10 protein-coding genes are annotated in these 10,338 nt (G+C 46.0%); 6 read left to right on the plus strand and 4 right to left on the minus strand.

What is annotated here, in order from left to right; all coding sequences use genetic code 11:
- Positions 1–30: 30 nt before the first annotated feature.
- From L5M29_RS18270 to L5M29_RS18280, 3 genes are all read right to left on the minus strand, one after another.
- Complete coding sequence (locus tag L5M29_RS18270) at positions 31–1,119, minus strand: methyl-accepting chemotaxis protein (protein ID WP_263169309.1); 1,089 nt, start codon at positions 1,117–1,119, stop codon at positions 31–33.
- A 251-nt stretch (positions 1,120–1,370) separates the two neighbouring features.
- Positions 1,371–2,744 (minus strand): magnesium transporter, encoded by a 1,374-nt coding sequence (gene mgtE / locus L5M29_RS18275; RefSeq protein ID WP_263169311.1) that lies wholly within the window; start codon positions 2,742–2,744, stop codon positions 1,371–1,373.
- A 19-nt stretch (positions 2,745–2,763) separates the two neighbouring features.
- Positions 2,764–3,471, minus strand: a complete 708-nt coding sequence (locus tag L5M29_RS18280) for a hypothetical protein (RefSeq protein WP_263169313.1) — start codon at positions 3,469–3,471, stop codon at positions 2,764–2,766.
- 774 nt (positions 3,472–4,245) lie between these two features.
- On the opposite strand from L5M29_RS18280, the gene L5M29_RS18285 reads away from it, so the two are divergent.
- Together L5M29_RS18285 and L5M29_RS18290 are read left to right on the plus strand one after the other, a co-directional pair.
- Positions 4,246–5,451 carry an endonuclease/exonuclease/phosphatase family protein gene (locus L5M29_RS18285; protein WP_263169317.1) on the plus strand — a complete coding sequence of 402 codons (1,206 nt, stop codon included), beginning with the start codon at positions 4,246–4,248 and terminating at the stop codon, positions 5,449–5,451.
- Between the two features lie 302 nt (positions 5,452–5,753).
- A complete protein-coding gene (locus tag L5M29_RS18290; RefSeq protein ID WP_011788387.1) occupies positions 5,754–6,944 on the plus strand; it encodes a class I SAM-dependent rRNA methyltransferase in 1,191 nt (396 codons plus the stop codon).
- 196 nt (positions 6,945–7,140) lie between these two features.
- Here L5M29_RS18290 and rpiA read toward each other — a convergent pair whose 3' ends face one another.
- Entirely contained in the window at positions 7,141–7,803 is a 663-nt protein-coding gene (gene rpiA / locus L5M29_RS18295; protein WP_028761507.1) for a ribose-5-phosphate isomerase RpiA, read from the minus strand.
- A 239-nt stretch (positions 7,804–8,042) separates the two neighbouring features.
- Here rpiA and L5M29_RS18300 point away from each other — a divergent pair, with 239 nt between their 5' ends.
- The 4 genes from L5M29_RS18300 to L5M29_RS18315 all read left to right on the plus strand — a co-directional run.
- Positions 8,043–8,975, plus strand: a complete 933-nt coding sequence (locus L5M29_RS18300) for a DUF808 domain-containing protein (protein WP_263169320.1) — start codon at positions 8,043–8,045, stop codon at positions 8,973–8,975.
- Between the two features lie 35 nt (positions 8,976–9,010).
- Positions 9,011–9,937 (plus strand): 3'-5' exonuclease, encoded by a 927-nt coding sequence (locus tag L5M29_RS18305; RefSeq protein ID WP_263169322.1) that lies wholly within the window; start codon positions 9,011–9,013, stop codon positions 9,935–9,937.
- On the plus strand, positions 9,934–10,092 hold the full coding sequence (locus L5M29_RS18310; protein WP_219251175.1) for a hypothetical protein: 159 nt from the start codon (positions 9,934–9,936) through the stop codon (positions 10,090–10,092). The genes L5M29_RS18305 and L5M29_RS18310 overlap by 4 nt, the downstream gene beginning before the upstream one ends.
- A 106-nt stretch (positions 10,093–10,198) precedes the next feature.
- A partial coding sequence (locus tag L5M29_RS18315) for a transposase family protein (RefSeq protein WP_263169325.1) occupies positions 10,199–10,338 on the plus strand: 140 nt, incomplete at its 3' end.

Raw genomic sequence — 10,338 nt, forward strand, 5'->3', positions numbered from 1 at the left:
GGTGATAGCTTATCTTTCTGTGCCTATATATCACGCTCGATATACATCTCGCATAAGGTTATCAATGCAATGCACAACACGCATACTGGCGTCTTCCATTGAGTGCAGTTGTTTGACCATCTCAGGCAAATTACCTTTTTGTCTCGCATTGAGCGCCGCTTTTCCTGCCTCGTGTACCGCTTTATGTGGTGCATCTAATGCTTTGAAGTTACTTAAATGCTGATAATTCTCGGCACCAAATCCTTTGAAATACCATTGCCCTAGGCGGCACTCAGTGTGTGAGTTCACATTGTGGTTATGCTGTGGTTTTTCAATTAATTGATAAACGCTACTTTTCCAGACTGCGTGGTCGAGCTTAGTGGTATTCAAGAATGACGCTGTGGCTGCGTTATGGATAACGTGCTGCATTTGTTTTGAGCGTTGCAGGACATCTTCAACGACTTGACCAATTTGGGTTGAGGAGGTGGCTACATCAACGGCACTACTTTGATTATTATGAACAATTTCTTTAATTTCAGCCGCTTGCGCGACGATTTGTTTCACGAGTTTTTCAATATGGCTACTGGCTTCATGGGCTTTGCTTGCAAGCTGGCGCACTTCATCGGCCACCACGGCAAACCCCCGTCCCGCTTCGCCTGCACGGGCGGCTTCAATGGCGGCGTTCAATGCCAGCAAGTTTGTTTGTTCTGAAATTCCTTGAATTGCCGCGACAAATTGATTGATTGAAGAGGTCGTAGCATCGAGTTCTGTGACAGCTTTCATGCTGTTCGATGCTTGATCATTAATATAAGTCGCTCTAGTGCCTAAATTGGCAATGGCCACACGGGTTTGGTCAAAAACGTGATTGAGTTCAGACAGTGATTCTTGTTCTGCTGAGAGCAATTCGGCACTGTTGGCTAAGCCTTCGCGCACGGCATTAAGCATATCTCCGCCTAGGTTTTGGCAGGCGATCACTTCAGTGTAGTGGTCTGCATTTTGGCGCGACTGTTGCTGCATGGTCTCATTTTCACGGATCATGCCACGCAGTTCATCTATTTCATTTTGGTGTTGGCGTTCTAGTTGGATGAGTCGCTCTTTAAGCGCCTGATTTTCAGCTTTGAGCTGGGAATTAAACCACATATAAAACCTCTCAAGTCGCTAGGACTATCACTATTGCTTATCGACTTACTGTGACTGGGCTCAGCGGTAAATACTGCAATGTTAATAAAAAGTAAAACGATTCAGGTGTGGAAATATTAACTGATCTTTAAGCTTTATTCTTAATTTTTTTAAGGTTATTGAAGCTTTTATGCCTCGCCATAAATGGGTTAGCACTATCGAATGATAAGTGAACCACGCTAAGGTTAACTTAGCTTGGTTCACTTTGAGGCCTATGGCATAGGTAAGTCGAGCACCACAGTGGCTATGCTGAAATACACGAGTACACCTATGATATCGGCGATGGAGGTGATGAGTGGCGCACTCGCGGCTGCAGGGTCCATCTTTAACTTGCTCAGTAAGAAAGGCAGAGACATACCAATCAAGCTGCCAATAATCACCACAATTTGCATTGTGAGTGCCACAACCAGTGCGATTTCAGGTCCGCCGCGCCAAAATCCTAGCAAGGACACTGCCGCTGCCATGCTGGCTCCTAATAATCCGGCGACAAATAACTCGCGCCCTAGCATAGATAACCAATCTTTGAGAACCACTTCCCCTGTGGCTAGGCCGCGTACCATTAAGGTCGACGATTGTGAGCCCGCATTGCCGCCGCTATCGATCAGCAGAGGTAGGAAGAAGACTAAAGAGACATAACTGGCAATGGTGTCTTCGAAGAACGCGATCCCCGCTCCCGAGAAAATATTACCAAACACCAAGATTACCAGCCAAACCACGCGCTTGCGGTAAAGTAAGCCTATGCTGGCAGTCTTTAGGTTATGGTCGATATTGCCTATGGCCGCGGTTTTTGTGAACTCAAGATCCGCCTGTGAGCTGGCAATATCCATAGCATCATCATAGGTGACGATACCGACGAGCTGGCCTTTGCCATTGACTACTGGCAGCGCCATTAAGTCGTAATGGGCGATCATCTGCACCGCTTCTTCACGAAAGGCATTGGCATCGAGCGCGACAGGATCGGGTTTCATAAAGTCGACCACTCGCTCGTGCGGCTGCGCCAGCAATAGCTGTCTTAAAGACACAGTACCAATCAAGCGACCTAACATGTCCACCACATAGGTTTGATAAATTGTTTCTTTATCAGCTGCTTCAGTACGCAGAGTATCAATTGCTTCTGCCGCAGTATGGCGGCTATTGAGCAAGGTGTAATCCGAAGTCATGACCGCGCCGACCTTAGCTTTGTCATAGGCGGCGAGGGTGCGCATATCTTCCCGTTTGGCTAATGCGAGCGCAGGTAAAATCGCCGCTTGCTGGGTTTTATTGAGCAGATTATAGAGGTCGGCACGTTCATCTGCTGCCATGTGAACCAGCAGCGCAGAAAGCGTGGTTTTATCTAATTGCTGTACTAAGCTGGCTTGCAATTCATCGGTCAGATAGCGAAACAAATTGGCGCAAACCTTAGGTGAGGCCAGTTGCAATAATAGGACTTGTTGAGCTTGATTAAAGACGTTAAATACGGCTGCAATATCGGCAGGGTGGCGTTTTTCGGCTAATTCAGCCATGGCGCTGGCACTGCGTTGCTCGATAATCATTTGCAGGTTATGGATGATTTTTTTAGTGTTGTTTGTGCTGTTATTCATGTTCATAGTTCATTCTCTCAACGATCTAGTGACCAAAGTAAAAGGTGATGTCTGCGCCAAGTTGCAGCGCGTTGCCACGAAGGGCATTGCCTAAGCTCAATTCCAGCTGTAGCTGTTGTTGCGGTGTGTGTTGATAAGCGAACTGATAGGTAGTCTCGCTCAATTCTTTTTGATAAATCTCGGCTATCACGCGATGGTGGCTACTGAGTTCATACGCCGCCGCGATACCAACAAGTAATTGGTTTGATTGATTAAATTCATGGGTAAAACCTAAATTGGCATAGAGACTGACATCAGAATCGCCTAAGGTTTTGCCAAAAATGCCGAAGACTTCGGTGGCTAATTCGTTACTGGCATCGAGGTTTTTCTGCAAGTTGATTACCAGTGCGCTGTGCCAATCATCCTGTTGCTGCTCTGGATCTGAGTGGGAGTTTACGTTGAGCGGTAGCTTAATGCCGACTTCTGCTTGATCCCCACGAATATCGTCATTGGCATTGGACGCTAATCCTAAATGCCATTCCCATTGATTGCGGCTGCAAGTCGTGGCCGCGTTTAATTGTGGGCGAGCATGATCCGACCTAGGTTGTTGCCAGCCCATTTCTAATTCACAGCGCTCCGCGAGGGCCGGATCATCTACTTCGAGATGGGATGCCGCCGCACTCATGCTGTAGTACAAGCTGATACTTGCACAGGATAAAGATCGCAAAATTGATGTGTTGTTTATGTAAGCCATATTTAGGCTCCTCAGATGTAAACCCATAGGTGTAAATCCATAGGGAAAACGAAGTCCACTGAGGCAAAAAACTTGCTTTGAGATGCAATAAATACACATAACTGAATCCCAGCAAAATGCTGGAATTGCTAAAGCGCAGCCATAGGCTCAGGCTTATTGTCTGTGATTGATATTTTGGGGGAGGCTGAGTGAAGAATGGTTCACACTACTACCCTGCTTAGCAGGTAGCAGCAAATATTGCGGGCTAGTGCTAGGCGTTAAATCCTGTCTTTTGGACAGGGCATCTACTGTCGCTTATGTGTGTGCCCACAGTGGGTCTCCGCAATGATTAAAGTCGCCACATTCTAAGGGACTGAAATGTAAAGTCAACCGCACATGTTATTACATATGTTTTTGTTTGAATTTACACTTTGAGTAAAAGTTAATTTTATGATCATTCTTGGGCTTGCGTGATTTTGTTGGGAGTGCTGGTGGTTTTGTATACTAATCATTGTTGTGTGATTGTTTATTTTTTGGCTGGTAGCGGTTGATTTTTGTTGTCGGATTTAACTGTGATATTGAATTGTGTTTTTTAACGGTATGACTTATCTCAGTAAGCTGTATTTGAGTCGCCAGAGATGAGTTAACACTTTATCCATAATGGGGGATTTGGCATTAGTGCACTTCGGGTATACCCTTGTCGTGCCTGCGGTGAGTCATTGTGCTCACTCAGATTAAGTCAGATTAAGTCAGATTAAGAGAGTTTGCTGTATTCAGATTTGGGGGGATTAAGCTGTGGCACATAATATCGATGAGTTGGAATCAATTACTGCACCTATCGATCTTAAGTGCACCGCGAATATCAAGATCGCCAGTATCAATCTGTTTAACTTTATTGAGCCGCCTTTGGCTTACTATGATTTTGAAAATATCTATAGCCATGGGCAATGGCAGAAAAAGTGTCAGTGGTTGAGTGAGTTTCTCGCACATCGTCAGCCCGATATTGTGGGATTTCAAGAAGTGTTTAGCCCTGAACCGCTCAAACGAATCGCCAGTGAGCAAGGTCTAGTGCATTTTGCTGTCATTGATGCGCCAACTCTTATCAGTGATTACATTTATCGTAGCCCTGTGGTTGCGCTTGCCTCCCGTTATCCCATAGTGGAAATCAGCAGTGTCGAACCTGATGCGCGTTTAGTGGCAGCCATGGGATTATCGAGTGAATTTGCCTTTAGCCGTAAGGTGCTGCGCGCAACCGTTGAAGTGCCACATATCGGCAAGTGTGACTATTATGTGGTGCACTTTAAGTCAAAACGTGCCGGATTAGCGCTCGAGCCTAAGCTATTTGAACATCAGTCCCTTGAACATCAACCTCTCGAACATCAGCCACTTGGGTTAGATAACTTGGCTCCCGCAGCAAGCATGAAACTGCATTCAGAAACCCAATTACTCACAGAGCAAGCCTTAGGCCGCTGGGCATCTACCATGCAGCGCGGCGCGGAAGCTGCATTATTATTCAATGGCATATTGGTACGCAGGCAAGAATCTAAACATCCCGTTATCGTGATGGGAGACTTTAATGACAGTCTGACAATGGGCGCCTTAGATGCGTTAACGATACAGGGCGAGAGTATCCACAGTAATGACATTAAAGCCGCTGGCCTTGGGCATTTATCCGATGCGGCATTAGCGGCGGTGTTTGCTCAGTATCAACTTAAGGATGCCTATGAGTTATTTATTGAAGCGAACTTGAGGGACAGTTTGACTGGCAATACCGCTTACCATAGGGAACACAGAGCGGCGACCCATTACTATGGCCCTAAAGGTTCAGTGCTGGATTATATTTTGCTTTCGAGTGAGTTTGATGCGAGCCATGGCCGCAGTTTAGCGCAAGTCATAGATTATCAGACCTGCGATAGACACTTAGTCAGACCTGAATATGAACGCGACGCCTACAGTACTGACCATGCGCCCGTCATTGTTGAGTTAGCGCTACGTAGCTAAGTTCTCATGTTTGCTTATTAATTCGTCTTATTTCAAATCATGTCAGTTGTCTTTATCGTGCAGGCATCTTTTCGCTACGGTTTTGTTAGCGTTGTGTCATTAACCATTCCTACATCATTTCGCATGAATATCATTCAGAATTAACCGTTAAAATAAGGTATGATCGGCCACCCGTGGATGATGGAAAATAAGCGCTGCGGCGCGTTCGGTACTCGCACTTAGGTGACATTGGGTATATCATCCGTTTCCCATTTTTTAGACAGCAGCCCTTTTTAGTGGCGGCACTATTTTTAAAGGCAACTATGGCTATCAGAATCAAACTTAAACCCGGCCGCGAGAAGTCACTTGAGCGTCGCCATCCTTGGGTATTTTCCAATGCTATTCATAACATTAAGGGAAAACCTGAAGCGGGTGAGACAGTCGATGTGGTCGCGCATGATGGTCATTGGTTAGGTCGTGGTGCTTGGTCGCCTGAGTCGCAAATTCAAGTGCGGATTTGGACTTTCGATCGCGAAGAAGAAATTGATCGCGCGTTTTTTGCCAGACGTTTACAGCGGGCGCAAATCGGCCGTAACGATCTAATCCGCGAGCAAGGCTTAACAGGTTACCGTTTAGTGGCTGCTGAGTCCGATGGTTTACCTGGGATCACAATCGACAGATATGCCAATGTGTTGGTGTGCCAGTTACTGAGCACAGGTGCTGATTTATGGCGTGATACCTTAGTCGAGCTATTGGCTGAGCAATATCCTGATTGCGCTATTTATGAGCGTTCCGATGTGGATTCCCGTAAGAAAGAAGGCCTGCTGCCGGTTACGGGTTTACTGCACGGCACTCTGCCTGAAATGCCAGTGATTATCGAAGAGAACGGCATCAAGATCGCCGTCGATGTCATTAAAGGCCATAAGACAGGTTTCTATCTCGATCAACGTGATAACCGCGCCATTGCCGCCCGTTTCGTGAAAGATAAATCGGTATTGAACTGTTTCTGCTACACAGGCACCTTTGGTTTGTACGCTGCGAAAGCAGGTGCTGCCAGTATTGAAAACGTCGATGTGTCTTCTCTAGCCTTGGCGACAGCGCGCCTCAATATGCAAGTGAACGGTTTGAGTGATGACAATGTGCATTACAACGAAGCCGATGTGTTCAAGTTGTTGCGCCAATATCGTGATGAAGGCAAAACCTTTGATGTGATTGTGCTCGACCCGCCTAAGTTTGCCGATAACAAGGCACAGTTAAACGGGGCTTGCCGTGGTTATAAAGACATCAATATGATTGCATTGCAGTTGTTGAATCCGGGCGGCGTGTTATTGACCTTCTCTTGCTCAGGATTAATGCCTGCGGATCTGTTCCAAAAAATCGTGGCCGATGCCGCGCTCGATGCGAAACGTGAAATCCAGTTTATTGAACGCTTAAGCCAAGCGAGCGATCACCCTATCGGTAGCGCCTTCCCAGAAGGATTCTACTTAAAAGGTCTAGTTGCCAGAGCTTGGTAAGCCAGCGTTTGATATAAGCTGTCTGCGATGGGCAGCTGAGTCAGATAACATTGAACTATAAAAAAGAGCTATAAAAAGAACCATAAAAAATGCCAGCCCTTTGAAAAAGTGGCTGGCATTTTTACAGCGTATTTTTTACTGTGCATTTTTACAATCAGCAGCCTTGTGACTGCGATGGATTCTTTAAACGCAGAACTTATTTGGCGGTAAAGGTTTTTACGCCATCAGGGGTGCCAACGAGTAACACATCCGCACCGCGTTTGGCGAACAGACCGTTAGTCACTACACCGACTATCTCATTGATCTGACTTTCTAATTCTTTTGGATTAAGGATCTTAAGATTGTACACATCGAGGATCACGTTGCCGTTATCGGTAACAACGCCTTCACGGTACACAGGATCGCCGCCAAGTTTAACGAGTTGACGCGCCACATAAGAGCGTGCCATCGGAATGACTTCTACTGGCAGTGGAAATTCGCCTAGTATGTCGACTTGCTTAGTGTTATCCACGATACAGATAAACTTCTCAGCCACAGCCGCGACAATTTTCTCGCGAGTTAATGCCGCGCCGCCACCTTTAATCATATCCATGCGGTCGTTGATTTCATCGGCACCGTCCACATAGACAGATAAACGATCGACGCTGTTTAAGTCATAAACGGGAATACCCAGCGCTTTCATTTTCTGAGTTGATGCCTCAGAGCTAGAGACTGCGCCTTCGATATCGGCTTTCATGGTCGCCAGTGCATCGATAAAGTGATTCACAGTCGAACCCGTACCAACACCAACAATGCTGTCTTTTTCAACGTACTTAAGTGCGGCCCAACCGGCAGCTTTTTTCATTTCATCTTGAGTCATGTTGACATCCTGTAACGGCAAATGAGTAAAAAATTCTGGGCTTAGTATACTCTTTTCCGATAAATAATGTGGCGCAATTCCACCGTGGGTGTGATCTAGATTGCTGGCATTTTCACATTAGCAAGCAGTCCCAATAACGTAAGTAACTTAAGCAGTTAAGTTGGAAAGCATTTCGCTATACGCCACTAATCTAACTAAGCTACTATGGCAAAAGCAGAATGATTTATTGAGGATTTAGCATGGCAGGAGCGAGTTTATTAACCTTACTCGACGATATCGCATCGATTTTGGATGACGTAGCGGTAATGAGTAAAGTAGCGGCAAAGAAAACCGCGGGTGTACTGGGGGATGATTTAGCCCTCAATGCCCAGCAAGTGACGGGCGTAAGCGCCGATCGTGAATTACCCGTCGTGTGGGCAGTGGCCAAGGGATCATTCCGTAATAAGTTGATTTTAGTACCAGCAGCAATGCTTATCAGCGCTTTTATTCCCTGGGCTGTCACCCCTTTATTAATGTTTGGTGGACTGTTTTTATGCTACGAAGGGTTTGAAAAACTGCATCACAGCTATAGCCATAGAAAAGGCCAGCAACAACACGAAACCCAAGTAGAGAAGGAGTTACCTGAGATTAAAGATTTCGCCGCCTACGAGGCAGAAAAAGTCAAAGGGGCGATTCGTACCGACTTTGTGTTATCGGCGGAAATTATTGCCATTACCCTTGGTATCGTTGCGGACAAATCCCTATCGACACAGTTTTTTACGTTAGCTGTCATTGGGATAGTCATGACCATAGGCGTGTATGGCTTAGTGGCGGCAATTGTGAAAATGGATGATGCGGGTTTGTACTTGAGCCAACGCGAAGGCGCCTCTGTATTAACTCAAATGAACCGTAAATTAGGTTTTGGTTTATTGAGTGCAGCTCCCGTATTAATGAAAAGTTTAACGATTATTGGCACGGCAGCCATGTTTATGGTGGGCGGTGGGATTTTAACTCATGGCCTACACCTAGTCGGCGAGCAAATCCACCATGCTGAACAAGCGGTTGCTGCCATTGGTGTTGTTGGACCTGTGTTTGCTGTGCTGACGCCAAGTATTCTTAATGGCTTATTTGGTGTCGTTGCTGGCGCTGTTGCACTTATTGCGATGACAGGAATACAGAAATTGCGTAGTTAACTAGCTGCGCGCATCAACCATCAAGGATGAGCACGATGAAGTTAATGAAGTACTGTGTCTCCCCGAGTAAGCTGGCTTGGTTACGTAAAGAGTTTGGCAAAGATGCCGATGGGTTAATGGCGGTAATGGATGCTGCTGGCACGGCTTATCTTGATAACCTCAATGCCTCGACTGAGCCGCTGAAAAGTGAGCGGGTATCGGCCGAGGCTGAAAATGCGATTAAAACTCAACTTCAAGCGCAGCGTCAGTGGGCATATTTGTGGCTGCAGCAACGTATCGCTTTGACTAAACGTATTGATGATATTGAACTTGCAGCGTTAGCAGCTTTTGAATTTCAACATGTCCGCATCGAGATAGTTGAACCATCGGAGTTCGATGCGGTTGTCGCGCGATTACAGGCTGAGCAAGTCTTAGGTTTTGATACTGAAACCCGTGCAAGCTTTGAGCGCGGCGTGCAACACCCCTTGAGTCTTATCCAAATCGCGACAGCGAATACCTGTTATTTATTTCAGCATGCCATTTTGGGAGAGCAATTCATCCAGTTAAAAGCCTTATTAGAAGATGAAACCATACTCAAAGTCGGGGTTGGTTTACGCAGTGATGCACACGCTCTCAGGCGGCAATGGGGCATTAATGTCGCCTCAACATTAGATTTAAATTGGGCACTGGCTCAACTTGGAGCGGAGAAGGAAATGGGGACGCGCCAATTAGTTGCGGCGCTTTTGGGTGCTCGTATCGACAAACCTAAAAAAGTCACCTTATCGAATTGGCAGCTCGTGCCTTTATCCAGTGCGCAAATTCATTATGCCGCAGCCGATGCCTTGGCCGCACTCAAATGCTTCAACTCGTTAATCACTCAACTGACACCCTTTTATCATGCATCAAGTGCCGTAAAAGCCGCATTATTAATTCCTTCAAGTTTGATAATGCCATTGGCGAAATATTTTAAGGATGCAGAATGAAACACAAAACCCAAGATGCCGCAAAAGTTAAAATCATGCCATTACATTCGGATGCGAGCTCGCAAGGCACCAGTACTTTAGGTTTGATTTACCGCGTACTTGGCATCTTGCTTCTGTTAAGTGTTATCACTTTTGGGATTAATGCTTGGGCATAGATACAGGGCAAGATCGTGAATATATTTTAACCGTTTTGAGCTAAATTTGACGGACGGCATCGATTATGATCTTATGCTCTCTTTTTCTTATAGAGAGCATAAGAGCATGTACCTTGAAGCCTTCACATCACATTTCAACTCGATTGCTGACAGCCGACAATCTGCCAAAGTGACTTACCCGTTACATGATGTATTGTTCGTCACTCTGTGTGGTGTGATTGCTGGCGCCGAAGGTTGGTCTGAGAT

Source organism: Shewanella sp. SM95 (assembly GCF_025653595.1).
Classification (GTDB): Bacteria; Pseudomonadota; Gammaproteobacteria; order Enterobacterales; family Shewanellaceae; genus Shewanella; species Shewanella oncorhynchi.